Here is a 25,777-nt window from a genome sequence, read left to right on the forward strand (position 1 = left end):
AGAGTCCGCCGCTGCTTCGTGGCGGCCGTGACCCCGGCGTGGGCAGCTGACCCGCCGCGCAGACGAGGCAGCCCCTGGCCCGGCATTTGGTTATGCTGCGGTATTCATGCTTCCGCATACCCCGCATCAGCCCCCGTCCCGCGCGCAGGAACCGCTCCGGCGGCGGGTGTACGTGGCCGTGTGCCTGCTCGCGGCCGGGGCGCTGCTGGTGGTCCTGCTGGCCGACCTGCGGCGCGGTCAGATGGAGACCAGTGTCGTGGCTGGACTGGCGCTGTGTCTGGGTGTGGCGGCGCTGCTGCGCTTCTCGCGCGTGCCGTGGCTGCTGGTGGACTACACCGTGCTGCTGGGCGCGTCCGGCATCGTGGTGACGCAGTTGCTGGAGCTGCTGCGCCTTCAGCAGGCCATTCCGGTCCGCAGTTACTTTCCCGGCGTGTTCCTGGTGATCGCGGCGTTCAGCGTACTGCCGGTCCGTCCGGCCCTGGCGTACACCGTGACGCTGCTGGCCATCTTCGCGGGCCTGTCGGTCGTCACGGGCAGCGACGTGGTGCTGCTGGGTCAGCTGGCGCTGGCGGCCCTGCTGATCGCGCACCTGTCGTACTTCGGGCGGCAGGTGAGTGCGGAACGCGCCCGCTCGGACGAGCAGTTCCGGCTGTCGCGCACCGACGTCCTGACCGGCCTGGACAACCGGCGCGGCATGTACGAACGCATCCAGCGGGCATTTACGCGCAGTCTGGACGAGGATGGCGGCGGGAACGGGGGGTTCACGGTCCTGCTGGCCGACATTGATCATTTCAAGCGCGTGAACGACACTTTCGGGCACGACGTGGGCGATCAGGTGCTGCGGCGCGTGGCGGCCGTCCTGCAACGCCAGCTGGGCGACCAGGGCAGCGTGGCCCGCTGGGGCGGCGAGGAATTCCTGATCCTGCTGCACACCAGCGACCCGCCGGTGGTGCGCGCCGTGGCCGGGCAGGTCTGGCACGCGGTCCGCACGGCGGCCGTGGCGGGCCTGCCTCCGGTCACGACCAGCGTGGGCGTGGCGACCTCCGACGAGGGCGTCTCGGTGGGGGACGTGCTGCGCATCGCGGACCGCCGCCTGTACGATGCCAAGGGTGCCGGACGGGACCGCGTGCAGCTCGGCCCGGCCGGGCACAGCCCGGCGCCCGCACCGCTCCCGCCGGGTCCGGCGTCACGGACGGAACAGGCGGAGCGCGTGTAATACGGATTCCGTTTGTTTCGCCAACAATCCGGAATGTCACCGGATTGCTGGCTCCACGTCCGGAACCCGTTTCTCTCCTTCTCGCATCCGCTCGGATTGAACGGGCTTTGCAGCCCATTCAATCGGAGTCCGTATAACCCCGCCGGGAGGACCGGCGCTGTCAGGCGGGCTGCCGGGGTCGGCGGGTATCGGTGCGGCGCAGGAAGCGGGCCAGCAGCAGCGCGGCCGTGCACATCAGGCCGGCGCACAGCCCGAACCACAGGCCGCGTGGTCCCAGGCCCAGCCCGAAGGCCAGCAGGGCGCCGCTGCCCAGACCCACGATCCAGTACGTGACCAGCGAGATCAGCATGGGGACGCGGGTGTCCTGCAGGCCGCGCAGCGCGGCGTTCGCGGTGACCTGCAGGCCGTCGGCGGCCTGGAACAGCGTGGCGATCAGCAGGAATGAGGCGGCCTGCGCGACCAGGGCGGCGTTGGCGGGGTCGCGGACGTTCACGAACACGCCCGTGACCGCGCCGGGCGTCAGGACGTACGACACGCTGACGAGCAGCATGATCAGGACGGCGGCGCCCGCGCCGAGCAGGCCCACGCGGCGCGCGGCGCGCAGGTTCCCGGCGCCGTGGTGGTGCGCGACGCGGATGCCGGTGGCGGTCGCCAGTCCGAGCGGGATCATGAACACGGCCGTGATGACCTGCAGGGCCACGTTGTGCGCGGCCAGGGCGTCCGGGCCGAAGCGGGCCATCAGCAGGGAGGTGACGGTGAACAGGCCGCCCTCGGCGCCCAGGGTCAGGCCGATGGGCCAGCCCAGGCGGGCCAGGACGCGCAGTTCCGCGCGGACCGTGCCGGCCGGCGCAGGCGCGGCCTTCGGGACGGCGAGGCGCGAGCGGGCCAGGAACGCCAGGATCAGCGCGCTGGCCCAGTACACGATCACGGTGGTCAGGGCGGCGCCCGCCACGCCCAGGGCGGGCAGCGGGCCCCAGCCGAAGGTCAGGGCGGGACTCAGGGCGGCGGCACTCAGGGCGCCGCCGAGCGCGGTCAGGGTGACGGGGCGCGGCTGACCGGTGCCTTCCAGGGCGCCGCGCAGGGCGCTGAAGGCCAGCGTGGCGGGCATGCCGAGCGCGTACAGGCGCAGGTACAGGCCGGCGAGGTCGCCGCGCAGGCCGTCGGGCGCGTGGGTCTGCATCAGGTGCGCGGCCAGGAAGGCCAGGGGCAGGAACGCGGCGGACAGCAGCGCGGCCAGCAGCAGGCCGGCGCGCACGGCGCGGGCCACGCCGGCCGGGTCGCCCGCGCCGTGCGCGGCGGCCACGCGCGGCGCGACCGACAGCATGACGCCCAGCAGCACGATGAACCCCAGGTAGTACGCGGCGTTCCCGTAGGCGACGGCGGCCAGTTCGGCCGGCCCGAGGCGGCCGATCACGGCGGTGCTGATCAGGGCCAGGGCGTTCACGCTGAACTGCGAGACGATGACCGGCACGGCGAGACGCAGCAGCGTGCCGCCCTCGCCGGGGGGACGGTCAGGTGCCGGCGCGGGGGGGGAGGCAGGGAGATCGGTCGGCATCCGGCCAGTGTACGGGCCGCGTCCGCTCGGGACCGGCGGGTGGTGCGGGCAGGCGATCCGTCCTGCCGGACACCCGTTCCTTGTGCCCGGATTTCAACGAACGTTCGTTAGGGCTGTCCGGTACAGTGGGGCATGACCCACAATCCAGACCCGTCCCGCCCGCGGGGCTTCCGCACCCGCGCCGTCCACGCCGGACACGGCCTCGACCCGGCCACCGGGGCGCACGCCACGCCCATCTACGCCACCAGCACCTTCGGATACGGCAGCGCCGAACGCGGCGCGCGCCTGTTCGCGGGCGAGGAACAGGGGTACTTCTACTCGCGCCTGACCAACCCCACCGTCCGCGCCTTCGAGGAGAAGATCGCCAGCCTGGAGGACCTGCCGGACGCCGTGGCCTTCGCCAGTGGCATGGGCGCCGTGTCCGCCGCGTGCCTGACGCTGCTGAAACCCGGCGACGAGATCGTGTTCATCGCGCCGCTGTACGGCGGCACCACTGGCTTCCTGACCGAGGTTGCCGCGAAATTCGGCGTGACCGTCCATGAGGCCGCCGACGAGACCGCCGCCGAGGCCCTGTGCGGCACCAGGACCCGCCTGATCTGGGTCGAGACGCCCACCAATCCCGCCCTGAACATCGTGGACCTGGCGCGGGTCTCCCGCATGGCCCGCGCCTGCGGCGCCCTGAGCGTCGCGGACAACACCTTCAGCAGTCCCTACCTGACCCGCCCGGCCGAGCACGGCATCGACCTCGTGATGCACAGCGCCACCAAGTACCTCGGCGGGCACGGCGACGCCATCGGCGGCGTCCTGGCCGGCCCGGCGGACCTGCTGGCCGAGGTGCGCGGCGTGGGCCTGCGCCACGTGGGCGCGTCCCTGGGACCTTTCGAGGCGTACCTGTTCCTGCGCGGCCTCAAGACGCTGCCGCTGCGCATGGACGCCCACTGCGCCGGGGCCGCCGAGCTGGCCACCGCCCTGGACGGCCACCCGGCCCTGCACGCCCTGCACTACCCCGGCCTGAGCCGCCACGCGGGCCACGAGGTCGCCCGCCGCCAGATGCGGGCCTTCGGGGGCCTGCTGAGCCTCGACCTGGGCAGTCAGGCCGCCGCGTTCGCGTTCCTGAACAGCCTCACGCTGTTCACGCAGGCGGTCAGCCTGGGCGACGTGGAAAGCCTGTCGTGCCATCCCGGCAGCACCACCCACCACCTGCTTGGCGACGAGGCCCTGCGCCGCCAGGGCGTGACACCGGGCCTGGTGCGCCTGAGCGTGGGCATCGAGGACCCCGCCGACCTGATCGACGACGTGCTGGGCGCCCTGAAGCACGTCGCTGCGCCCGATCCGGAGAGAACCGGCCCGGACCTGCGCCCGGCCTGAACGCGCGGGACGGCAGGACGCAGCGGGAGTCGGGAAACGCGGAATGGGCGGAGTCAGCGACGGTCAGGCACCGCCTCATACGGACTCCGATTGAATAAGCTGCAAAGCCCGCTGGGTCCGAGCGCAGCGAGTTGGAGCAACAGCGGGCTGCCGGACGTGGAGCCGGCAGGAACGGTGACGTTCCGGATTGTTGGCGAAACAGACGGCAGTCCGTATCAGTCGGCGCGCGGCAGGGAGAACGAGAAGGTCGCGCCCTGGTCCAGCGCGCCCTGCGCGGCCCAGCTGCCCCCGTGCCGGGCCAGGATGCGGCGCACGTTCGCGAGTCCCACGCCAGTCCCGCCGAAGTCCTCGGGGCGGTGCAACCGCTGGAACACGCCGAACAGCTTGTGCGCGTAGCGGCTGTCGAATCCGACGCCGTTGTCGCGGACGTGCACGGTCCATTGGTGCGGGTGCGCCTCAGCCCAGATCTCGATCAGGGCCTCGGGGCGGCGGGCGGTGTACTTCACGGCGTTGCCCATCAGGTTCGACAGGACCTGCCGCAGCAGCGCTGCGTCGCCCTGCACGGCCGGCAGGTCCGACACGCGCCACTGCACGGAGCGGCCCCGGAGGTCGGGTCCCAGGTCGGTCTGCACGCCGCGCACGAGGTCATTCAGGTCGACGGGACCGACGTGCAGTTCCTGCCGCGCGGTGCGCGAGAGGTTCAGCATCGCGTCGATCAGTTCGTTCATGTGGGCGGTGGAGTCCGTGATGATGTTCAGGGCGCGGGTCGCCTTGGGGTTGGCGTCCAATTCGCTGCTGAGCGCCTTGCGCAGCAGGTCCGCGAAGCCCGCGATGTGGCGCACGGGGGCGCGCAGGTCGTGGCTGACTGAGTAGGCGAACGCCTCGAGTTCCTCGTTGGCGCCGTGCATGGCGGCGTTGCTGCGTTCGAGTTCCGCCGAGTAACGCCGCAGTTCCGTGACGCTCCGCGCGCGGTCCAGCGCCAGGGCGAGGCTGCGCGTGACGCTGCTGAGCAGGGACCGGTCGGCGGGTGTCCAGGTGCGGGCGTCGCTCTGCACGATGCAGAACACGCCGGCCGGCGCGCCATTCTCGAGCAGCGGCAGGCAGGCGGTCGCGCCGACCCCTTTGGCCTGCGTCAGGCCGTCGGTGTCCTGTGCGTAGGAGTCCTGGTACAGCGGCTCACCGGTCTGCCAGGGCGTGATCAGGTTCAGGGTGCGGCCGAAGTCCAGTCCGGCGTCCACGATTCGCTGGAGTTCCGGGTTGCCCATGTCGCCCACCTGGGATTTCAGGCGCCACAGTCGAGCGCCGTCAGGAGTGGTTTCGGGTTCGTAGTACACGGCGAAGCCTGTGGGTAGCAGCGACAACGCGACTTCCTGGGCGCGGCGGATCAGGGCGTAACGGTCTTCCTGGGCGCCCAGATCGGCGCTGAGCTGCGCGAAGGCTTCCAGCGAGCGGGTCTGGGCCTGCAAGGAGGCGTTTTGTGTGCGCAGCAGTTCGTCTTTCGCGGCGCGGTCCAGCGCCATCCCCAGGGAGCGGCCGACCGAGCGGAACACGCTGCGTTCCCGTTCGGTCCAGTCACGGCTGGCATGGTTGGTCATGACCAGCAGGCCGGCGGTCTGCTCGCCGCGCGGAGTGACATGAACAGCAACCGCGTGGGTGGCGTGATCGAAGGGGCAGAACAGTGTGCGCCCAGCCTGCGGCGGCACCACGCTCTCAGGAGCGGTCAGCGGCAGGAGCAGGTCCGTCACGTCTGGCGTCAGTTCGTGGCCGGACATGACCGGTGTCCAGATTCCGGCTCGCGCTTCGAGGTACGTGACGTCAACATCGCCCAGAGTGGCGCGCAGCACCTCAGCGGCGCGGGTCGACAGGTCCAGCAGGTCGGTGGTGTGCAGGACCTGCTCTTCGAAACTGACGAACGCGGCCAGAGCGGCGCGTTCTTCTGCGAGTTGCTGCACGTGCCATGCGCGGCTCAACGCGAGGTTCAGGCTGCGGCAGGCGGCAGCGAATACGCCCTTTTCCAGTTCTGTCCAGGTGTCATGGTCAGTCGTGCCGACAGCCAGCAGGCCACTGACCTGTCCGTCGCGGTAGAAGGCCTGCAGGGCAGCGGCGCGGTATCGGGCGGTATGTGGGAGGCCCTCAGCGTCGGCATTCCAGTGGTTGACGAAGATGGGCTGACCCGAGCGAACCGCGCTGTCCAGGGAGGGAATGTTCGACAGGGAGTGACTGGCCGCTGACCGAGTCAGGTCCAGTTCACTGTTGCCTGACATGAACCGGACGTACCAGCCGCTCCCGGCGCGATCCATGAATGCCAGCGAGACGCCGGGGAGCAGCTGACGGACGCCGCGGTCAGCGATACGGATCAGGGCGTCGGGATCCGACGCGTCCCCAAGCTCTTCGGTGAGCAGCATGAAGGCCCGAAGCGCCGCCTCCCTGTCCTTGATGCGGCCTCCGTCAGGCAGGGCCGTTCGTGCGAGCGCCGCGTTGATCAGGGACGGCACGGCGTCCAGCAAAGCGTGGTCCACTGAACTGAGTCCGACGCCGGGAGGGAAGCGCAGGCAGGCTGTCAGAGGACCGGCCGCGCCGCTGAACTGCAGGTCGACTGTCGTGGTGTCCGGCGGAGTGTCCGCACATGGTGCCGGTGGGTCATCCGGGTGGGTGAGGTCAACGTCAGCTCCGAAGCCACGCAGGGCGTCCCTTATCTGCGTGAGGGTGGTGGCGGCAGAGAGGGCGCTGGTGACCTCCTGCCAGCGGGGCAGCAGCGAGGAGGCGGGCGCGGTCATATCTGGCTCAGCATAGCGCCGCGATGCCGTCGACGCCGAGCGGTTCACCGTAGGGTTTTCTTTATGGCGAGGGGGGGGCGGCGCGCGCGTTTTCTGCTACAACTGGAGGCGTGATCCTGCCGCACCTGAAGTCCAGTACCCGCGAGCAGCACGAGCGGGCTGAAGCTCACCTGAATCTGATGGATCCGGCGTTGGACCGGCAACGCTACGGGGATGTCCTGCGGGACATGCGCAGCCTGTACGGCGCGCTGGAACCGCGCGTCGGGGCCGGGCTGGGCAGGGCAGGCAGGGCGGCGCTCGACTGGCCGGCACGCCTGAAGGTGCCGCTGCTGGACCGTGACATGCGCGACCTGAACGTGACGCCCGCCGCCGATCTGGACGCCGGGGCCGTCGAGGCGTTCCTGCGTGACGAGGCGCACGCCTGGGGCGCGGCGTACGTGCTGGAGGGTGCCACGCTGGGCGGGCAGTTGATCCGCCGTCATGTCGCGGCGCGGCTGGGCCTGGAGGGCGCCGGGACGGCCTTCCACGGCGGGTACGGCCCGCTGACCGGGCCGCGCTGGCGGGTGTTCGGGGAGGCGCTGGAAGCGCGCGTGGCCCGCGACCCGGACCGGGCGGCCTTCACGGAACGCGCCACGGACGCGGCGCGCCGCACGTTCGGGCTGTTCGTGCCGCCGGCCGCCCCGGCCGTTCGTCAGGCGCCACCGGTCACGCGGAGCCTGACGTGACCGGCGGGGGCGAGGAACGCGCGCCCGGCGAGATCCGCACCGCCCGGCTGGGCGAGCCGGTCGACCTGACGAACTGCGACCGGGAACCCATCCACATTCCCGGTGCGGCGCAGCCGCACGGCGTGATGCTGGTGCTGCGGGACGATCAGGCGGTGCAGGTCAGCGGCAACACCGCGCAGCACTTCGGGCTGGAGGTCGCGGAGGTCCTTGACGGCGGACTGGAGCGGCTGCTGGAACCCGAGGTTCTCGAGCGGGTGCGGGCGTCGCTGCGCAGCGAGCCGCTGGACGACAATCCCCTGTTCCTGCTGAGTGCTCCCGCTGGCGGGCGGGGGCTGTTCGACCTGATCGCGCACCGCCGGGCGGGGCTGACGATCCTGGAATTCGAGGCGGTGAATACCGGGCGCCCCCGCGTTGACGCCTACGCCGAGGTCAAGCGCGCCCTGAACCGCCTGAACAGCACCTCGGGTCTGGCGGAGTTCACGTCGGTGCTGGCGCGCGAAGTGCAGCAACTGACGGGGTTCGACCGGGTGATGGTGTACCAGTTCGGTGAGGACGGCACGGGCACCGTGATCGCCGAGGAGCGCCGCGACGACCTCACGCCGTTCCTCGGTCTGCGGTACCCCGCGTCGGACATTCCCCGCCAGGCGCGGGCGTTGTACGTGCAGAACCCGCTGCGGATCATCGCGGACGTCTCGTACGAGCCAGCGCCGATGTTCAGCCGGGAGACCGGGAGCGAACCGCTCGACATGAGTTACTGCGTGCTGCGCAGCGTCTCCCCTGTTCACATCCAGTACCTGAAGAACATGGGCGTCGGTGCGTCCATGAGCGTCAGCCTGGTGCATGGGAAGGAGCTGTGGGGCCTGATCGCCTGCCATCACCAGACGCCCCGGCACCTGCCGTACGACCTGCGCTCCGCCTGCGAGCTGCTGGGACAGGTGGCGAGCGTGCAGGTCAGTGCCCGGCAGGAGCAATTGGACCAGTCGTACCGTCTGAACCTGAAGGCCGCGCAGACGCAGCTGGTCGAACGCATGGCCGAGGAACGCGACCTGCTCGAGGCGCTGGTCGGCAGCGACACGAACCTGCTGCAGCTGATTCACACGCCCGGCGCGGCCGTGATCCTGAACGGCGAGACGGTGTTGCTGGGCGTCACGCCGCCGCGGGAGCAGATTCAGGCGCTTCAGATGTGGTTGGACGTCCACGCGGACGGGGACGTGCTGCACACTGCCGCGCTCTCGCAGGAGTACCCGCCGGCCGCGGCGTTCACCGCGCAGGCGAGCGGGCTGCTGGCCGTGCGGCTCTCGCAGTCCCGGCACGACTACGTGATGTGGTTCCGCCCGGAGGAGTTGCAGACCGTCACCTGGGGCGGCGACCCGAACAAACCGGTCGAGGTTGCCCCGGACGGCTCCGAACGGCTCACGCCCCGCCGATCCTTCGAGGCGTGGATGGAGACCGTGCGCGGCCGCTCCCGTCCCTGGTTGCCGGAGGAACTCGCGGCGGCGCGGGCGCTGCGGCGGGCGATCATGTCGGTCGTGCTGCGCCGCATGGACGAGCTGGGCGCATTGAACGATCACCTGGAACGCAGTAACGCCGACCTGGAGCGCAGCAACGCCGACCTGGACGCTTTCGCGTACATCGCCAGCCATGATCTGAAGGAGCCGCTGCGTGGCCTGCACAACTACTCGGTGTTCCTGCTGGAGGCGTACGAGCATCAGCTTGACGAGGACGGCGCGGCGAAACTGCGGACGCTGGTGCGCCTCACGCAGCGCATGGACGCGCTGATCGACTCGCTGCTCCTGTACTCGCGTGTAGGGCGCATGGACCTGAGTTTCCGGGCGACTGACCTCAACGAGCTGATGCGAGAGGTACTGGACGTCCTCTCACCCCGACTCGAGCAGTTACGGGTGAACGTGCAGGTGGCGCCGGACCTGCCCACACTGACGGTGGACCGCGTGCGGACCGGCGAAATCTTCAGCAACCTGATCACGAACGCCATGAAGTACAACGATAAACCCCAGCCGGCCGTGCAGATCGGCACGCTGCGCCCGGAAGAGCGGGCCGATCTACCCGTGCCGGCCGGCGTGCCGGACCACGCGACCATCCTGTTCGTGAGTGACAACGGCATCGGCATCCGCGAGAAGCACTTCGAGAACATCTTCCGGATCTTCAAACGCCTGCACGCCCGCGACCAGTTCGGCGGCGGCACCGGTGCGGGCCTTACCATCGTCCGCAAGATCGTCGAACGGCACGGCGGACAGATCTGGGTGAACAGCGAGTACGGCCAGGGCAGCGTGTTCTATTTCACGCTGGAAACCTGATATGCACCCGCACCCGATCCTGATCGTTGAAGACAGCGACGAGGATTTCGAGGCGATCGGCTGGGCCATGCGCCGCCTGGAACGCACCGACCTTCTGGAACGCTGTCAGGACGGTGATCAGGCGATAGAACGCCTGCAGGACCGCACGCGTCCCTGGCCACAACTGGTATTGCTGGACCTGAACCTCCCTGGCACCGATGGACGTGAGGTGCTGTCCTTTATCCGTCACGAACCCTACCTGCGTTCACTCCCGGTGGTGGTGCTGTCCACATCCGCCAATGAGGAAGACGTCAACGCCTGTTACGATCTCGGCGTGAACGCTTACCTGATCAAACCCGTGAACTTCGATCAGTTCACCGAGCAGTTGCGCGTCACACTGGATTTCTGGTTGGGTCTGGCGCGCCTGCCTGAACCGCCGGGGCGCATGTGACCGCCCGGGCGCCGTTGCGCCTCCTGATCGTCGAGGACAGCCCGGAAGACGCGGCCATGTACGGCCACCACCTGCGAGGCTGGGATGCCTTCGAGATCAGAACCCGCGTCGAAGCTCTCGGAGAAGACGCCATGAAGGCCCTGAGTGAGTGGGCACCCGACGCACTACTGCTCGACTACCGGTTGCCGGACATGACCGGTCTGGAATTCCTGCAGGACGCCGAGCCTGATTGCGCTGTCATCGTCCTGACCGGCGTCGGGGACGAACAGGTGGCGGTGCAGGCCATACAGCTTGGCGCTCAGGATTACCTTGTCAAAGGGCGCCTGACGGCCGAACAACTGAGGCAATCCCTGAACCGGGCGCTGAACACCCATCTGCTGGAACGTGAGTTACGCCGGTCGCAGGAGCGCACAGCCACGATCCTGGGATCCATCACGGACGGGTTCCTGAGCTTCGGACCGGATGGTCAGCTGGAAGAACTGAACAGCGCCGCAGCTGAACTGCTCGGAACTCAGTTACCCATGCCCGGTCCGCCGTTCGCGTGGGACAGCAGCGGCGCCTTCGCAAGTGCCATGCGACGCGCGCAGGACAGTGGCGAATTCACCACAGCTGAAGTGCCCGTGGACAGCACCCACCGCTGGCTGCACGCGCGGCTGTATCCCTCGGACGCCGGCCTGACTGCCTATCTGTATGACGTCACTGACCGCCGCCAGGCCGAGCAACGGGCGAACAGGCAGTCAGAGCAGCTCCAGCAGTTGTACGACGCGGCCGTTACCCTGAACACCGTCCGGGAACGTCAGGACGTCCTGAACGCAGCCCTGCAGATCAGCCGCGACCTGCTCGGCACGGATCAGATCGTGCTGGCCGTTCCCGGTGATGTATTGGGTGCGTGGCAGTTCAGTGGCCTGACCGATCCGGCTTCCGACGATCTGCGGCGTCTGATGATGGCAGTGACGCCGGACGTGACTGACGTCGTCCGGGATGGCTATTGGACGGCGCTTCCACTCGTGCGCGACACGGATGGAACAGGTTACCCAGGGGTCCTGCTGGGCGTGCTGGCCATTCTCAACCCAGGCGATCCACTGGACCGCGATAGGGAAACGTTGCTTCTGACGCTGGGACAACTCCTCTCTGACGCCCTGACACGCTCGGCGCTGGTCGAAGCGGACCGTGAGCACCGTGAATACCTGGAGGAGCGGGTGCAGGCCCGCACGGCCGCGCTGGAGCGCAGCAACCGCGAACTCGAGCAGTTCGCGTACGTCGCCAGTCACGACCTGAAAGAACCGTTACGGACAATCAGTTCCTTCACGCAACTGTTGCAGAGCCGCTACGGACCTCAACTCGACGAGCGGGCCCGGCGCTACATCGACATTACGGTAGCGGGAGCCCAGCGGATGTCCACCCTCATTGAGGACGTTCTGGCTGTCAGCCGCCTGAACACCCAGCCGAGCGTGCCGACCCTCAGTGACCTGAATGCCATAACCGCGAACGTCACCGCTCAGTGGGAGCCTCTGATCCACCAGACCGGCGCTCAGATTCAGGTGGGGCCGCTGCCACGGCTGATGGTGGACCCCACCCAGTTTACGCAGTTACTTCAGCATCTGATCGGCAACGCGCTGAAATTCCGCCGCGAAGGCACGCCCCCGCGGGTCCACCTGAGTGCCCGGCCGCACCCGGACGGCTGGCAGTTCACGGTCAGCGACAACGGCATCGGCATCGACCCGGCGTACTTCGAACGGGTGTTCGTGATTTTCCAGCGTTTGCACACCCGCGACCACTACCAGGGCAACGGCATCGGCCTGGCCCTGTGCCGCAAGATCGTCGAGGGACGTGGCGGCACCATCTGGCTGGCCGGTAACGCACAGGGCGGCACGGACGTGCATTTCACGGTTCCCTTCCAGTCGGGCGACACAGCGCCCTGAGCGCAGGACGGATCAGGTGCCCAGCGTCGCCGTGACCCGTTCCAGCAGTTCCATCGGACTGAACGGCTTGATCAGGTAGGCGTCCGCGCCAGCCTCCTGCCCGGCCTGCAGGTCGGCACGCTGCGCGCGGGCCGTGACCAGGATCACCGGCACGTGCCGCAGCGCCGGGTCGGCCTTCACCGCCGCGCACACCTGATACCCGTCGAGTTCACCAGGCATCATCACGTCCAGGATGATCAGGTCCGGCCGGTGACGGCGCGCCCCGGCGAGCGCCTGCACGCCGTCCTCGGCCTCGATGACCGTGAACGGGCCGCCCAGCAGGGTCATGCGGATCAGTTTGCGGAGGTCCGCGTGGTCGTCGGCAATCAAGATGGTTCGGTTCATGGGTGGCCTGCCTGTGCCGGGACTGAACCTGCCGCGCCCCCGGCAGGCGCCGCGGCAGGAAACGAGAGAGTAACGGCGGTCCCCTGCCCCGGAACGCTCGTCAGGGTCGCCTCGCCCCCATGACAGCGCATGATCTCCTGCACCAGACTGAGCCCCAGACCGGTGCCCGGAATGCGGCCGGACGTGTCGGCCCGGTAGAAACGTTCGAAGGCGCGGCGGGCCTGATCGGCAGTCATGCCGACGCCCCGGTCGGTCACGCGGACCGTCACCGCTGCGCCCGGCGCGGCCGCCACCTGAACGTGGACGTCCCCGCCGCCGGGGGAGTACTTGAAAGCGTTCGAGAGGACGTTCCCAAGCGCCTGCTGGAACTTCGCGGCGTCCACCCGGACGTTCAGGTCGTCCGGGACGCTCAGGTGCAGGCGCTCCGTGTCGCCGGGGGGCGTGAAGGCCCGCGCCGCGCCGCGCACCAGCGGCGCGAGCGGCTGCTCCAGAAACTCGAAGTCCTGCCGGTCGCGCGCCTCGATCCGCGCGAGGTCCAGCAGTTCGCCCAGCAGGACGATCAGACGGCCCGCCTGGCGGTAGATGGTGTCCAGCAGGTCGCGGGTGGTGTCCGCGTCCAGCGAGCGGGTCAGGAGCAGTTCCGTGAACCCGTAGATGCTGGTCATCGGCGTGCGCAGTTCATGGGCAGCCGTGGACAGGAACTCGCTCTTCATGAGGCTGATCTCCGCTTCCGGCGTGATGTCCCGGAAGTACATGACGCGGCCCAGCGCTTCTCCGTCGCGGCCTTTCATGACGCGCGTGGCGCGTTTCAGCACGCGCCGGGCCGGGCAGGCGACCTGCACGGCGTCCCCACCCAGGCCCGCCAGCGGCACGGCCTCGCTGCGCGCGACCAGCAGCGCTTCCAGTTCCGCCTCGTCCAGGCCCGCCAGTTCGGCGGCGCTCAGGCCGGTCAGCCGCTCGAAGGCGGGATTGGACTCGGTGATCCGGCCGTCCGGGCCGAAGGTCACGAACCCGTCCGGACTGACCTTGAACACCGAGTCGAGCTGCACGGTCCGATCCCGCAGTTGCGCCTCCGCTGCGCGGCGCTCCGTGATGTCCCGCAGGAACCCGGCGTACACGGGTGGGACGGTCGGGAGGCGCACGACGCTCAACTCCACCGGGAATTCCTGCCCGTCCGCGCGGCAGGCGAACAGTTCCAGCCGCTGCCCGAGCATGCGGTCCGGTCCGCCGCCTCTCACGCGTTCCATGCCGAGCGTATGCGCCTGTCGCATACCGGGCGGCACGATCAGCTGCGCCATGGGCTGACCGATCGCGCTGGCCTGCGGAAGGGCGAAGATCTGCTCGGCCGCCGGGTTGAATTCCGTGATGACGCCCCGCTCGTCACTGGTGATGATGGCGTCCAGCGACGCGCCGACGATCGCCTTCAGGCGGGCCTCGCTGGAGCGCAGGAGGGTGCCCGCCTGCTCCCGTTCGGCGTGCGTCTCGGCCCACTGTCCGATCAGGCGTAGGTAATCCTCGTCGGCCGCGCTGAACGGTAAGTCCAGAGAATCACGCTGGAAGATCAGCACGCCGCGCGTTTCGCCGCCGACCCGGACCGGCACCGTGCATACCTGCCCGTTCCCGCAGTGTCGTCCGTCTGGCCCGGACCGTGCGGCGCAGTCGAGCAGGCCTGCCCGAACTTGCAGGTCCTCCGGATCCACCGGTCCGACCAGCAGCGTCAACCGCCATGAGGTGCCGTCCGGCACGGCGTACGCACCCACGCCACCGAATGCGTCCCGGCCGAGCTGGAGCAGCCGCGTCAGCGTCCAGTTCAGTTCCGCGTCACCCGGGCCGCTGCCTGCACCGGGGCCCGGCGCGGCCACCACGTCATACAGCGCCCGCAGGCGCGCCTGGGCACGCTTCAGGTCCGTCAGGTCCGTCAGAACGGCAATCTGCCCGCCGGTCGTGCGGGCCACGGCTGTCACGAGTACCTGCCGCTCCTGCCCGTCCGGACGGCGCAGCACGACCTCCGCCACGCGCCGGCCAGTTCCGTCCGCCGGCCAGGGATTCAGATCCGGCAGCACGCGGTCGACCGGCTCACCCAGCAGTTCCGCCTGCGCCCGTTCCACCAGCGCCGCGAAGGCCGGGTTCACGTACGAGAACTGCCCGTCCGCGTCGGTCACGATCAGGCCCTCCCCCATGGTTTCCGTGAGCTGCACCGCGAAATCCCGTTCGCGCTGCGCTTCGGCCTGAGCGGCCCGTAACGCTTCGGCGCCCCGCTCCAGTTCCGCCCGCGCCCGCTCAGCTTCACGGGTCCGTCTGACCTCTGTCGCCAGCGCCCGCGCGGCATTGCGCAGCAGTGACGACACGGTGAAAACGCTGAGGATCACCAGCAACGCCCCCAGGCCCGTCAGGGTCCGTTCTGCCGCGCGAAGGTTCGCGGCAATGCCGCTGCGCTGACGATCCAGTGCCTGCAGGGCCGCCGTGTACGTCCGTAACGCTACACCCATCACGGCCTCCATCTGCTCGACACCGCCGGCCCTACTCAGGCGCGCCGGCGTGAACGCCTGCACAGTTTCCACCGTGCGCTGCAGGGCGTCGCGCTCCACTGCAGACAACTGATCCACGAGCCGCTCGTCCGCCACGACCTGCCCCTTGGACTGCAGAATGGCAAGTGGCACCTCCAGTTGCGCGGCTGTAGCTCCGCGCGCGACCAGGACCTGCACCTCGGCCGTCTGCCGCACGAACTCCGAGAACGACCACCCGGTGATGGACGCTCCGGACAGTTGCGCCACGCGGTTGAGGTGCACGAACGTGAATGCGAAACTCCCGGCGGTCAGCACGACCACCGCCGCCAGCAGCAGACTGAGCGGCGCGGCCCACCCGCCCCGCCCTGCCTTCCGGTTCAGCAGGCCCCGCACCGCTCAATCCGTGCGTTCCGTGATGCCCATCATCTGCCACACCCACGCGGCGTTGTAGACGGTCGGGTCGAGCTTGAAGGCGTGATACGGGAAGGTCAGGTACACCGGCCCGTAATTCCGGAGTTCCAGCAGTTCCCCTCCAGATTTGAGTGCCACGATCACCGGCACGTCCCGCAGCGGCCCCAGCTTCAGGTCGGTGGCGTACCGGTCGTGCGCCGTCAGGTGCAGCGTCGCGTCCGGCGCGATACCGGCCGCGTCCAGCACGCTGCTCAGAAGCGGTCCCGTGTACTCATGCACTTCGTTCTTGCGGGACGGATCGGGCGTCGTGAAACTCACCAGTCCCAGCGCCGCCAATTGCGCCCGGGTGAACGTCACGGCCTTCCCGGATGCGGGCGTGACCGTCAGGACCACCGGCCCGGCCGCTGACAGTTCCGGATCCGGGCCGACCTTCACGTAGGGCGCCGGCCCGGACTGGCAGGCGCATAGCAGCAGCAGGGGGAACATGCGGATGGCATTCATGATCCTGAAACCTCCCCACACACCCGCGCGGGGCGTGTTCCGGCCATCGTGACAGCCGGACTCCTACGCTTTTCTTGCAGGCTTCCGGCCGGTGCCAGATTCCTGGGACGCCGGTTGAAAGACTCCTGCACGAGTCCCGCGCGTACGCTGACGGCATGACCCCGCGCGACCCGACCCCACCCACCGGAACGGACGCCGTGACGGACGCTCCGGTCGGTACCAGCGCGGAGGTTCCGCAGGCCGGTCAGGACAGCCCGGCACCGGTCACGCCCGAACACGACGCGCTGTACACCGCGCAACTTGAACGGTACGCCGCCGAGTTCGGCACGCTGTACCTGAAGTACCGCCAGCAGACGGCAGAACTGGAAACCGCAACCCGCGCCGTCGTCCACGCGTTCGTGGTGGCGCTCGGCGCGCACGACCCTTACACGCGCCGTCACACCCAGCGCGTACAGGCCAGCGCCCTGACCCTGGCCCACACGCTCGGCTGGGACAGCACGAAGCTAGAAGACGTGCGCCTCGGCGCCCTGCTGCACGACATCGGTAAGACTTCAGTGTCAGACACCATCCTGCGCAAACCCGGCCGTCTGACCGACGCGGAGTTCCAGTCGATCACGCAGCATCCCGTCATCGGCGCGCACATGATCGCCGGTTTTCCCGCGCTGACCATCGCCCGCCCATTCGTCCTGCACCACCACGAACGCTGGGATGGACGCGGCTACCCCGACCGCCTCGCCGGAACGGACATTCCCGTGCAGGGTCGCCTGCTGGCCGTCGTGGACGCAGTGGACGCCATGCTGACCGACCGTCCCTACCGGCAGGCGTTGAGTGTCAATCAGGTCACGCAGGAACTGCTGCGCGGCCGCGACCACCAGTTCGACCCGGACATGATCGAAGCGTTCCTCGACTCCGGCGCGCTGGACCTGTACCGCCCCGACACCACAGACGGTTCCAGCCACGACTGAAACGGACTCGGATTGAACGGGCTGCAAAGCCCATTCAACCCGAGCGGATGCGAGAAGGAGAGAAACGGGTTCCGGACGTGGAGCCGGCAATCCGGTGACGTTCCGGATTGTTGGCGAAACAAACGGAACCCGTATGGCACGGACACCGGTTGAACGGGCCTGCAAAGCCCGCTGGGTCCGACCGGATGCGACCCGTAGAGCTACCCCGCAGAGCAGGAGAGAAACGGGCCGAAGCGGTATCAGCCCTGGTTTCCCCGGTAGGCCCAGCCGGTCAGGCGGGATTCGATCAGCGCAAAGACCGCGTACAGCAGCACGCCCATGGCGCTGACCAGCAGCACGCCGCCGAACACCAGCGGCACCTGGAAGGAGCTGGCGGCCTGGTTCATCATCACGCCGATCCCCTTGTTGCTGGCGGCCAGTTCGCTGATGATGCTGCCCACGAACGCCAGCGTGACCGCGACTTTCAGGGACGCGAAGAAGTACGGCAGGGCGCGCGGCAGGCTCACCTTGGAAAAGACCTCCCAGGGTGAAGCGCCCAGCGCCCGCAGCAGTTCGCGCGGTTCGGGCTCTACCGTGGCGAGGCCGGTGGCGACGTTCACGACCACCGGGAAGAACGAGATCAGGAACGCGGTCAGCACGGCCGGGACGGGTCCCACGCCGAACCAGATGACCAGGACCGGCACCAGCGCCGCCTTGGGCACGGCGTTGAAGCCGATCAGCAGCGGGTACAGCGCCTGATACGCCGTGCGGTTCAGGCCCACCAGGGCGCCCAGCGCCACGCCCAGCACGACGCTGAGCGCGAAGCCGATCAGGGTGGTCGTCAGCGTCTGCCCGGCGTGCCCCGCCACGGCCGGCGCAAACTGGAAGATGGACGCGACCGACGCGCTGGGCGTGGGCAGGATGAACGGCGGGATGCTGAACAGTTGGCACGCCAGTTCCCAAACGGCGAAGAACGCCAGGATCGCCAGGGTGGGCGGCACAAGCGGGCGCAGTCTGGCCAGGGTGGCGGGCGGCAGGGCGCGCGGCACCGGGGCCACGCCGGGCGTTCCGGTTTCCAGACTCACGGCAGTACCTTCACGAGACAGCCTCCATGAGTTCCTCGGCGCGGATGGGCGAGCGCAGGCCGCCCACGCGGGCGCGCAGGTCGTGGATCACGTCCGTGAACTCGGGCGTGAAGGTCAGGTTCAGCGCGCGGGGCCGCGCGAACGGCACCTCATGCTGCGCGGTGAAGGTACCGGGCCGGGCGCTCATGACGTACACGGTGTCGGCCAGCAGCGCCGCCTCGCGCAGGTCGTGCGTGACCAGGATCACGGTGGGCCGCGCGCCCATCCACAGTGCCTGCAGGGCCAGCCACAGTTCCTCGCGGGTGAAGGCGTCCAGCGCGCTGAACGGCTCGTCCAGCAGCAGGAAGTCCGGCGCGTGGATCAGCGACCGCACGAGGTTCACGCGCTGCTGCATCCCGCCCGACAGTTCCCACGGGTGCCTGTCCACGAAGTCGCCCAGGCCCACCGCCGACAGCAGCCGCCGCGCGCGGGCCACGTAGGGCGCGCGGTCGCGGCGGTACGCGGCCTTGTGTTTCGGGGAGACTTCCAGCGGCAGCAGCACGTTCTGCAACACCGTGCGCCACAGCAGCAGGCTGGGATTCTGGAAGGCGATCCCGGTGTTCCCGGTCGCTTTCGGGGGGGCGCCGCTGATCAGAGCCGTGCCGGACGCCGCCGGCATCAGCCCCGCCACGAGGCGCAGCAGCGTGCTCTTGCCGCAACCGGACGGGCCGACGATGGCGACGAACTCGCCCGTCCTGACCGTCAGGTTCACGTCCTGCGCGGCCAGCGTGCCGCCGGGGCCTCCGTAGCGCATGTGTACGCCGCGCAGGTCGATGGCCAGCGGCTCCGTGTTGGGCGCGGCCGTGGTGGGCGCGGCGCTCACTTCACCTTCCGGTCGGCGGCAGGCGGCAGGTAAGACGTGTCGAACACGTTCGTGGGCGTGAGTCCCTTCGGCAGGTCGAAGGCGTTCTGCACGACCGTGATGCTGCTTTTCAGGCGGTCCGGGCGAACGAGCCCCAGACCCAGCGCGCGCGTGTCCTTCGTCAGGACGCTGCCGCTCAGCGCGAGTTTCAGGCGCTCGGTCTCCAGCGCCGGGTTGATCAGCGCATTCTTCTTCAGCAACGAGGCGATGGCGGCCGCCGGATCCTTGATCGCGTCCTTGAGGCCCTGGTTGATGGCCACCAGCATTCCTTTCACGACCGCCGGGTTCTTCTTCGCCCAGTCGGCGCGCACGATGATCGCGTTGCCGTACAGACCGCTGATGCTCTGCGCGTACGGGAAGACCGTGACCTCGTCGGCCTTCACGCCCAGCTGCCCCAGACTCAGCAGGGACGTGAACGTGAAGCCCGAGATGCCGTCCGCCTGCTTGCGGGCCAGCATCGGCTCGCGCAGGCCGCCATCCACGCTGACCCACTTCACCTTGCTGGCGTCGATGCCGTTCGCCTCCGCGAACGCCGGGAACAGGCGGCGCGACGCGTCCCCGACGGGGGCAGCCAGCGTCCTGCCTTCCAGATCCTTTGGGGTTTTGATGCCGCTGCTTTTGAGAACCAGGATCGAGTGCGGGGGCGCGTTGTACACCATGTACACCGCGACCAGCCGCTGCGCGGGGTTGCGGGCGTTGAATTCCATCATGGCGTTGATGTCGCCGAAGCCCATGTCGTACGTGCCGCTCGCGATCTTCGTGACGGCGTCCCCGGAGCCGAAGCCCCGGTCGATGGTGACGTTCAGGCCCTGCTTCGCGAAGTACCCACGGTCGGCCGCGAGCAGGTACGGGGAGCCCGGCCCCTCGAACGCCCAGTCGAGCGTGAAGCGCACATTCGTGCCCTGCGCGGCAGCCAGAGAAGAGAGAGTGAGGGTCAGGGTGGCGGTCAGAATCTTGTGGGTCATGGAATTCCTTGTGAGTTCAGACGCCCAGGTAGCGCTGGACGGCGTGGGTGGGTGTGTCGGCGGTGTGGCCGGTCTCGACGACGCGGCCCTTCTGCATGACGTAGTAGCGGTCGGCGAACGACCACGCGAAATCCAGGTACTGCTCGACGAGCAGCACGGCGACGCGCAGTTCCGTGCGGATGCGGGTCAGGGCGACTTCGATCTCCTGCACGACGCTGGGCTGGATGCCCTCGGTGGGTTCGTCGAGCAGCAGGTAGCGCGGTTGCGTGACCAGGGCGCGGCCGATGGCGACCTGCTGCTGCTGCCCACCGGACAGGTTTCCGGCGCGGCGGCCGGCCATGTCGCGGCAGATGGGAAAGAGGTCGTACACGAGGTCCGGAATCTCGCGTTTCGCGGTGGCGCGGCCCGACAGTGCCGGGAGGCCCATCAGGAGGTTCTCCTCGACGGTCAGGTGCCCGAACAGCCCGCGCCCCTGCGGCACGTACGCCAGCCCGCTGCGGGCGCGGATGAACGCAGCTTCCCGCTCGACCTGCGCGCCGTTCAGGCGCACACCGCCGCCCGTGACCGGGTGCAGGCCGGTGATGGCGCGCAGCAGGGTGGTCTTGCCCACGCCGTTGCGGCCGATCAGGGTGACGGCCTCGGCGTCCGCGATTTCCAGGTCGATGCCGAACAGCACCGGGCTCTGCCCGTACGCGGCGGTGACGCCTTCCAGTTTCAGCATGGGGGCTCCTTTGAAGGGCAGATGACAGCAGGCGGATGGCAGAGGGCCGACAGGGGCGGGAGGAGCCCTGCGCGTTCAGTCATGGGCCACCAGTTCCCTGGGTCGGCCCAGGTAGATCTCCATGACGTCCGGGTCGGCGCGCAGGGTGTGCAGGTCGCCCTCGCGGAACACCTGTCCCTGGTGCAGCACCGTGATGGGGGCGTTCAGGAGTTCCACGAAGTGCATGTCGTGGTCGATCACGAGCACGGTGTGTCGCCCGGCCAGGGTGTGGATCAGGGCGGCGGTCTGCGCGGTCTCCTGCGCGGTCATGCCGGCGGTGGGTTCGTCGAGCAGCAGGAGTTGCGGGTCGGCGGCGACGACCATGCCGATCTCCAGCCACTGCTTCTCGCCGTGAGCTAGCAAGGCGGCGGGCACGTCGGCCCGTCCGGTCAGGCCGGTCAGGTGCAGCAGTTCGTCGGCGCGGTCCTGCTCAGCGCGGGTGGGGGATTTGAGGATGCCCAGCACGCCCTTGTCGCGGCGGGCGGTGAGCAGCAGGTTCTCGCGGACGCTCAGGCCCTCCAGCACGCCGGGCGCCTGGAATTTGCGGCAGATGCCCAGGCCCGCGATGCGGTGTTCCGGCAGCGTCGAGATGACCTGCCCGTCGAAGCGCACCTCGCCGGTGTCGGGCCGCACCTTGCCGATGATCGTGTCGAGCAGGGTGCTCTTGCCCGCGCCGTTCGGCCCGATCAGGACGCGCAGGCTGCCTTTCGGGACGGACAGGCTGAGGTTTGTGATGGCCTTGAAGCCGTCGAAGGACACCGTGATGTCCCGCACGTCCAGCAGCGCTTCATGGGTGTCAGACGGCATCGCTCACCTCGCGGGTCAGGGGACTGGGTGGCGTGGGGAGGGGGGCAGGGCGGCGGCGGCCCTGGAGCAGCCCGGCCACGCCCTGCGGCATCACCAGCACCACCAGCACAAACAGCGACCCCATGACGTACAGCCACGCGTCCGGCGCGGCGCTGGAGATCCGGTCTTTCACGAGTTGCCCCAGTACCAGCCCGGCCGCCGCGCCGATCAGACTGGCGCGGCCGCCCAGCGCGACCCACACGACGAGTTCGATGCTGAACGCCGTGCCGATCATGGCTGGAGAGATGGTGCCCAGGTGCAGCGTGTACAGCGCGCCGGACACGCCCGCGAGCAGGCCGCCCAGCATGAACGCCGCGATCTTGAACGCCGCCGGGTTGAAGCCCAGGAAGCGCGTGCGGTTCTCGTTGTCGCGGATGGCGGTCAGAATCGCCCCGAACGGCGTGCGCAGCAGCAGGGCCGTGCCGCACAGCGCGAGCGCCACGAACAGCAGTGTCACCCAGTACAGGCCGTTCGCCACGTTCGGGCCGCGCAGGTTCACGCCCAGGAACGTCTGGAAGTCCGTGACGCCGTTCGTGCCGCTCGTCAGGCCCTGCGAGCCGTTCAGCCACGTCACGAACGCCAGCAGCAGCGCCTGCGTGATGATGCTCACGTACACACCGGTGATCCGGCGGCGGAACATCAACCACGCGACCAGTCCGGCCGCCGCTGCCGGGAGGATCAGCACCATCGCCAGCGCGAACGGCGCGCTCGCGAACGGCGCCCAGAACCACGGCAACGCCTCCACGCCGTTGTACAGCATGAAGTCCGGCAGTTCGCCCCTGGGGGTCGCCACGAGTTTCAGGTGCATGGCGAGCGCGTACCCGCCCAGCCCGAAGAACAGTCCCTGCCCCAGGCTCAGGATGCCCGCGCGGCCCCACACGACCATGACGCCGACCGCCGCGATGGACAGCGCCAGCACCCGCCCCAGCAGCGTGAGCGGGTACGCGCCCAGGTACAGCGGCGCGAACGCCAGGGCGATCAGCACGGCGATCACGGCCATGGTGGAGGTGGACAGCTTCATCACGCTTCCTCCAGGGCCCGCGATTTCGTGGGGATCAGGCCGCGCGGTTTCCACTGCAGGAACGCCACGACGAGGACCAGCAGGATCGCCTGCGCGAGACTGACGCTCGTGAAGCCCTCGGCCAGGGCGGTCACGAAGCCCAGCAGCACGGCCGCGACCGCGCCGCCCAGCACGCTGCCCACGCCGCCCACCACGACCACCAGGAAGGCGTTCACGATGTACGCCGCGCCCACCGTGGGGTTCACCGGGGCGATCAGGGCGAGGCCCACGCCCGCCGCGCCCGCCACGCCCGCGCCCAGCGCGAACACCAGCAGGTCCAGCGAGCGGGTGTTCACGCCGAGTGCTGCGGCCATCTCGCGGTTCTGGTTCACGGCGCGCACGTGCATGCCGAAGCGGCTGCGATTCAGCAGCCACCACATGCCGCCCAGCACGATCAGCGCCAGCGCGATCACGAACAGCCGCACGAACGGCAGGGTCACGTCGCCCAGTTGCAGCGCGCCGCCCAGCCAAGCGGGGGCGGTGACGGGCACGCCGGTACTGCCGAACAGTTGCCGCGCGGCCTGTTGCAGGATCAGGCTGATCCCGAATGTCGCGAGCAGCGTGTCCAGCGGCCGGCCGTACAGGCGGCGGATGACCGTGAACTCCATGACGGCGCCCAGCAGCGCGGCGCCCAGGAACGCGAGCGGAAAGGCCACCCACAGGTACGCGTCGCCCAGGGTCGGCCCGGCCCACTGCGCCGCGAGGTACGTCAGGTACCCGCCGACCATCAGGAATTCGCCGTGCGCCATGTTGATCACGCGCATCAGCCCGAAGCTCAGCGCGAGGCCCAGCGCGGCCAGCAGCAGGATGCTGCCCACCGACAGGCCCGTGAACAGCTGCCCGGAAATAAACGTGAAGTCCATCTTCCCTCCTCGAAAGGGTGAGCGGGACGCAGAAGGAGCGTGAAGCTGCCTCCCGCGTCCCACTCAGCCGGGGCGGCTTACGGGCAGGTCTTGCCGGGGAAGGCGAGCTTGTCGTACGGTTCGGGCTTCACCACGCCCTTGCTCTGCGCGACGACCCTGAACTGCCCGCCCGCGCCGGATACGCCGGTGTACACGGCCTGCGTGAGGCTGCCGTTGGGGGCGACGGTGATCCTGCCGAGCGGGCTGTCCATGCTGATGCCCACGATGGCCTTGCGTACCGCCATGGGCTCGAAGGACTTGGCCTTCTCGACGGCGGCCTTCCAGAGGTACACGTCCATGTACGCGTGCGCCATGGGGTCGGTGATGGCGGCGCCGGCGCCGTATTTCTTCTGGTACGCGGCGACGAACTTTTTGTTGGCGGGGTTCGGGAGACTCTGGAAGTAATTCCAGGTGGCGTACTGGCCGTTCAGGAGCCCCGTGCCGATGGCCTGCGCTTCCTGCTCGGCGATGGAGAACGAGATCACGGGCAGGGTGCTGGCCTTGTACCCGGCGGCCTGGTACTGCTTGAAGAACGACACGTTGGAGTCGCCGTTCAGGGTGTTGATGATCACGTCGGGTTTGGCGGCCTTGATCTTGTTGATGACGGAGCTGAATTCGGTGCCGCCCAGCGCGACGTACTCCTCGCCGGACAGGGTGGCTTTCTTCGCGGCGATGTGCTTTTTCAGGATGAGGTTAGCGGTGCGGGGGTACACGTAGTCGCTGCCGAGCAGGAAGATCTTCTTGTAGCCCTTGCTCAGCGCCCATTCCAGGGCGGGCAGCGCCTGCTGATTGGGTTGAGCGCCGGTGTAGATGATGTTGGGGGAGCACTCGTTGCCCTCGAACTGCACGGGGTAGAACAGCAGCCCGCCATTTTTCTCGAATACCGGGAGCATGGATTTACGGCTGGCGCTCGTCCATCCGCCGAACACAGTGGCGACCCTGTCCTGGGTCAGGAGTTTCTCGGCCTTGGTGGCAAAGGTGGGCCAGTCGCTGGCGCCGTCCTCCTTGACGACCACGATCTTGCGGCCCATGACGCCGCCCGCCGCGTTGATCTCGTCGATGGCGAGTTGCGCGGCGTTGGCGACCGTGATCTCGCTGATGGCCATGGTGCCGGTCAGCGAGTGCAGCACGCCGACTTTCACGGTGCCCTGGGCGCTGGCGCTGCTGGCGGCAAGGAGGACGAGGCTGAGGGTGGCGGTGCAGACGGAACGGAGCTTGCTCATGAGGGTCTCCTTTTGGGTGCGCGTTGCACGCACCGGCGCTGCCTTAAGGTGAATCCTAAGCTTTTTCTGCGATTTGTTCAATTTTTTGTTAACAGATTGCGCAGATGGGCGGACTATAGAAGCCAACCCGCAGCGCGGCATGCAGGTTGTTTAGAAAAACGAGCGTTTCGGGGCAGCGAGGCGGATACGCTGAACCCTGACAGGCCGTCACCACCGCTCACACCCACCCAGGAGGTCCGCCAGGGATGCAACTCACGGAACGCGAACGCGACAAACTCCTGATCCACGCCGCCGCCCAGGTCGCCCAGAATCGCCGCGCACGCGGCCTGAAACTCAACCACCCGGAAGCCGTCGCCCTGATCACCGCCGCCGTCCTCGAAGGCATCCGCGACGGCCGGCGCGTTGAGGACCTGATGGGCTGGGGCGCCACCATCCTGACCCCGGACGACGTCATGGACGGCGTGCCCGAACTCATCCACGACATCCAGATCGAGGGCACCTTCCCCGACGGGACCAAACTGGTGACCATCCACGACCCCATCCGCGGCGCCGCCAGCCGCGTCGTGCCCGGCGAGTACCTGCTGGAAGACGGCCACATCGAACTGAACGCCGGACGACCCGTCACGCCCCTCACCGTCGCCAACCGCGCCGACCGGCCCATCCAGATCGGCAGCCACTTCCACTTCTTCGAGGTGAACGCCGGACTGCACTTCGACCGCGCGGCCGCCTACGGCCAGCGCCTGAACATTCCCGCCGGCACCGCCGTCCGCTTCGAACCCGGCGAGGAACGCGACGTGGAACTCGTGCCCCTCGGCGGCACCCGCGAAGTCCACGGCATGAACGCGCTGATCAGCGGCGAACTGGACAGCGCCGGAATGAAGGACGCCGCGCTGACACGGGCGCGCGAACAGGGATTCGGGGGGACGGAATGAGGTCGGGGCTGCGTGCGAACCCCTCAGTCCGCTTCGCGGCCACCTCCC

General features: G+C 68.9%; 21 protein-coding genes. 8 read left to right on the forward strand and 13 right to left on the reverse strand.

Annotated features, from left to right (window positions below):
• Positions 1-106 precede the first annotated feature (106 nt).
• Positions 107-1,216: a GGDEF domain-containing protein gene (locus tag CBQ26_RS07925; protein ID WP_088248103.1), complete on the forward strand. Its 1,110-nt coding sequence runs from the start codon at positions 107-109 to the stop codon at positions 1,214-1,216.
• A gap of 160 nt (positions 1,217-1,376) precedes the next feature.
• Here CBQ26_RS07925 and CBQ26_RS07930 read toward each other — a convergent pair whose 3' ends face one another.
• On the reverse strand, positions 1,377-2,771 hold the full coding sequence (locus CBQ26_RS07930) for an MATE family efflux transporter (RefSeq protein WP_088248104.1): 1,395 nt from the start codon (positions 2,769-2,771) through the stop codon (positions 1,377-1,379).
• A 132-nt stretch (positions 2,772-2,903) separates the two neighbouring features.
• Between CBQ26_RS07930 and CBQ26_RS07935 the strand changes: the two genes are divergently transcribed.
• On the forward strand, positions 2,904-4,139 hold the full coding sequence (locus CBQ26_RS07935; protein WP_088248105.1) for a trans-sulfuration enzyme family protein: 1,236 nt from the start codon (positions 2,904-2,906) through the stop codon (positions 4,137-4,139).
• Positions 4,140-4,354: 215 nt separating this feature from the next.
• Here CBQ26_RS07935 and CBQ26_RS07940 read toward each other — a convergent pair whose 3' ends face one another.
• Positions 4,355-6,916 carry an ATP-binding protein gene (locus CBQ26_RS07940; RefSeq protein WP_088248106.1) on the reverse strand — a complete coding sequence of 854 codons (2,562 nt, stop codon included), beginning with the start codon at positions 6,914-6,916 and terminating at the stop codon, positions 4,355-4,357.
• A gap of 110 nt (positions 6,917-7,026) precedes the next feature.
• Between CBQ26_RS07940 and CBQ26_RS07945 the strand changes: the two genes are divergently transcribed.
• The 4 genes from CBQ26_RS07945 to CBQ26_RS07960 are packed head-to-tail and all read left to right on the forward strand — an operon-like array spanning position 7,027 to position 12,308.
• Positions 7,027-7,641, forward strand: coding sequence for a biliverdin-producing heme oxygenase (locus CBQ26_RS07945; protein WP_088248107.1), 615 nt, complete (start codon positions 7,027-7,029; stop codon positions 7,639-7,641).
• On the forward strand, positions 7,638-9,956 hold the full coding sequence (locus CBQ26_RS07950; protein WP_216360343.1) for an ATP-binding protein: 2,319 nt from the start codon (positions 7,638-7,640) through the stop codon (positions 9,954-9,956). The genes CBQ26_RS07945 and CBQ26_RS07950 overlap by 4 nt, the downstream gene beginning before the upstream one ends.
• A 1-nt stretch (position 9,957) precedes the next feature.
• Complete coding sequence (locus CBQ26_RS07955; protein ID WP_088248108.1) at positions 9,958-10,386, forward strand: response regulator; 429 nt, start codon at positions 9,958-9,960, stop codon at positions 10,384-10,386.
• A complete protein-coding gene (locus tag CBQ26_RS07960) occupies positions 10,383-12,308 on the forward strand; it encodes an ATP-binding protein (RefSeq protein WP_088248109.1) in 1,926 nt (641 codons plus the stop codon). The genes CBQ26_RS07955 and CBQ26_RS07960 overlap by 4 nt, the downstream gene beginning before the upstream one ends.
• Positions 12,309-12,320: 12 nt before the next feature.
• Here the strand turns inward: CBQ26_RS07960 and CBQ26_RS07965 are convergent, their stop codons facing one another.
• The 3 genes from CBQ26_RS07965 to CBQ26_RS07975 are packed head-to-tail and all read right to left on the reverse strand — an operon-like array spanning position 12,321 to position 16,111.
• On the reverse strand, positions 12,321-12,692 hold the full coding sequence (locus CBQ26_RS07965; RefSeq protein WP_088248110.1) for a response regulator transcription factor: 372 nt from the start codon (positions 12,690-12,692) through the stop codon (positions 12,321-12,323).
• A complete protein-coding gene (locus CBQ26_RS07970; protein WP_088248111.1) occupies positions 12,689-15,592 on the reverse strand; it encodes a PAS domain S-box protein in 2,904 nt (967 codons plus the stop codon). The genes CBQ26_RS07965 and CBQ26_RS07970 overlap by 4 nt, the downstream gene beginning before the upstream one ends.
• A gap of 3 nt (positions 15,593-15,595) precedes the next feature.
• Positions 15,596-16,111, reverse strand: coding sequence for a putative pterin-binding protein (locus CBQ26_RS07975; RefSeq protein WP_088248112.1), 516 nt, complete (start codon positions 16,109-16,111; stop codon positions 15,596-15,598).
• A gap of 155 nt (positions 16,112-16,266) precedes the next feature.
• On the opposite strand from CBQ26_RS07975, the gene CBQ26_RS07980 reads away from it, so the two are divergent.
• Positions 16,267-17,076 (forward strand): HD-GYP domain-containing protein, encoded by an 810-nt coding sequence (locus tag CBQ26_RS07980; protein WP_088248113.1) that lies wholly within the window; start codon positions 16,267-16,269, stop codon positions 17,074-17,076.
• Positions 17,077-17,315: 239 nt separating this feature from the next.
• On the opposite strand, the gene CBQ26_RS07985 is transcribed toward CBQ26_RS07980, so the two are convergent.
• The 8 genes from CBQ26_RS07985 to urtA all read right to left on the reverse strand — a co-directional run bounded on the left by CBQ26_RS07985 (position 17,316) and on the right by urtA (position 24,797).
• Positions 17,316-18,140, reverse strand: coding sequence for an ABC transporter permease (locus tag CBQ26_RS07985; protein WP_216360344.1), 825 nt, complete (start codon positions 18,138-18,140; stop codon positions 17,316-17,318).
• A 10-nt stretch (positions 18,141-18,150) separates the two neighbouring features.
• Entirely contained in the window at positions 18,151-19,002 is an 852-nt protein-coding gene (locus CBQ26_RS07990) for an ABC transporter ATP-binding protein (RefSeq protein ID WP_244898004.1), read from the reverse strand.
• Complete coding sequence (locus CBQ26_RS07995) at positions 18,999-20,006, reverse strand: ABC transporter substrate-binding protein (RefSeq protein ID WP_088248114.1); 1,008 nt, start codon at positions 20,004-20,006, stop codon at positions 18,999-19,001. Before CBQ26_RS07995 ends, CBQ26_RS07990 begins: the two co-directional genes overlap by 4 nt.
• A gap of 16 nt (positions 20,007-20,022) precedes the next feature.
• Entirely contained in the window at positions 20,023-20,727 is a 705-nt protein-coding gene (gene urtE, locus CBQ26_RS08000) for an urea ABC transporter ATP-binding subunit UrtE (protein WP_088248115.1), read from the reverse strand.
• 75 nt (positions 20,728-20,802) lie between these two features.
• A complete protein-coding gene (urtD, locus tag CBQ26_RS08005; protein ID WP_088248116.1) occupies positions 20,803-21,573 on the reverse strand; it encodes an urea ABC transporter ATP-binding protein UrtD in 771 nt (256 codons plus the stop codon).
• Entirely contained in the window at positions 21,563-22,633 is a 1,071-nt protein-coding gene (urtC, locus tag CBQ26_RS08010; protein WP_088248117.1) for an urea ABC transporter permease subunit UrtC, read from the reverse strand. Before urtC ends, urtD begins: the two co-directional genes overlap by 11 nt.
• Positions 22,633-23,535, reverse strand: a complete 903-nt coding sequence (urtB, locus tag CBQ26_RS08015) for an urea ABC transporter permease subunit UrtB (RefSeq protein WP_088248118.1) — start codon at positions 23,533-23,535, stop codon at positions 22,633-22,635. The genes urtC and urtB overlap by 1 nt, the downstream gene beginning before the upstream one ends.
• Positions 23,536-23,612: 77 nt before the next feature.
• Positions 23,613-24,797, reverse strand: coding sequence for an urea ABC transporter substrate-binding protein (urtA, locus tag CBQ26_RS08020; protein ID WP_088248119.1), 1,185 nt, complete (start codon positions 24,795-24,797; stop codon positions 23,613-23,615).
• Between the two features lie 245 nt (positions 24,798-25,042).
• Here urtA and CBQ26_RS08025 point away from each other — a divergent pair, with 245 nt between their 5' ends.
• On the forward strand, positions 25,043-25,729 hold the full coding sequence (locus tag CBQ26_RS08025) for an urease subunit beta (RefSeq protein ID WP_088248120.1): 687 nt from the start codon (positions 25,043-25,045) through the stop codon (positions 25,727-25,729).
• Positions 25,730-25,777 lie beyond the last annotated feature (48 nt).

The organism is Deinococcus indicus (assembly GCF_002198095.1).
Taxonomy (GTDB): Bacteria; Deinococcota; Deinococci; order Deinococcales; family Deinococcaceae; genus Deinococcus; species Deinococcus caeni.

What these genes read in the sequence shown, in the direction of transcription:
- CBQ26_RS07940 (WP_088248106.1), bottom strand. Translation starts at nt 6,916, where the DNA reads ATGACCGCGCCCGCCTCCTCGCTGCTGCCCCGCTGGCAGGAGGTCACC.
- CBQ26_RS07995 (WP_088248114.1), bottom strand. Translation starts at nt 20,006, where the DNA reads ATGACCCACAAGATTCTGACCGCCACCCTGACCCTCACTCTCTCTTCT.
- CBQ26_RS07965 (WP_088248110.1), bottom strand. Translation starts at nt 12,692, where the DNA reads ATGAACCGAACCATCTTGATTGCCGACGACCACGCGGACCTCCGCAAA.
- urtC (WP_088248117.1), bottom strand. Translation starts at nt 22,633, where the DNA reads ATGAAGCTGTCCACCTCCACCATGGCCGTGATCGCCGTGCTGATCGCC.
- urtD (WP_088248116.1), bottom strand. Translation starts at nt 21,573, where the DNA reads ATGCCGTCTGACACCCATGAAGCGCTGCTGGACGTGCGGGACATCACG.
- CBQ26_RS07980 (WP_088248113.1), top strand. Translation starts at nt 16,267, where the DNA reads ATGACCCCGCGCGACCCGACCCCACCCACCGGAACGGACGCCGTGACG.
- CBQ26_RS07975 (WP_088248112.1), bottom strand. Translation starts at nt 16,111, where the DNA reads ATGAATGCCATCCGCATGTTCCCCCTGCTGCTGCTATGCGCCTGCCAG.
- CBQ26_RS07955 (WP_088248108.1), top strand. Translation starts at nt 9,958, where the DNA reads ATGCACCCGCACCCGATCCTGATCGTTGAAGACAGCGACGAGGATTTC.
- urtE (WP_088248115.1), bottom strand. Translation starts at nt 20,727, where the DNA reads ATGCTGAAACTGGAAGGCGTCACCGCCGCGTACGGGCAGAGCCCGGTG.
- urtB (WP_088248118.1), bottom strand. Translation starts at nt 23,535, where the DNA reads ATGGACTTCACGTTTATTTCCGGGCAGCTGTTCACGGGCCTGTCGGTG.
- CBQ26_RS07925 (WP_088248103.1), top strand. Translation starts at nt 107, where the DNA reads ATGCTTCCGCATACCCCGCATCAGCCCCCGTCCCGCGCGCAGGAACCG.
- CBQ26_RS07930 (WP_088248104.1), bottom strand. Translation starts at nt 2,771, where the DNA reads ATGCCGACCGATCTCCCTGCCTCCCCCCCCGCGCCGGCACCTGACCGT.
- CBQ26_RS08025 (WP_088248120.1), top strand. Translation starts at nt 25,043, where the DNA reads ATGCAACTCACGGAACGCGAACGCGACAAACTCCTGATCCACGCCGCC.
- urtA (WP_088248119.1), bottom strand. Translation starts at nt 24,797, where the DNA reads ATGAGCAAGCTCCGTTCCGTCTGCACCGCCACCCTCAGCCTCGTCCTC.
- CBQ26_RS07935 (WP_088248105.1), top strand. Translation starts at nt 2,904, where the DNA reads ATGACCCACAATCCAGACCCGTCCCGCCCGCGGGGCTTCCGCACCCGC.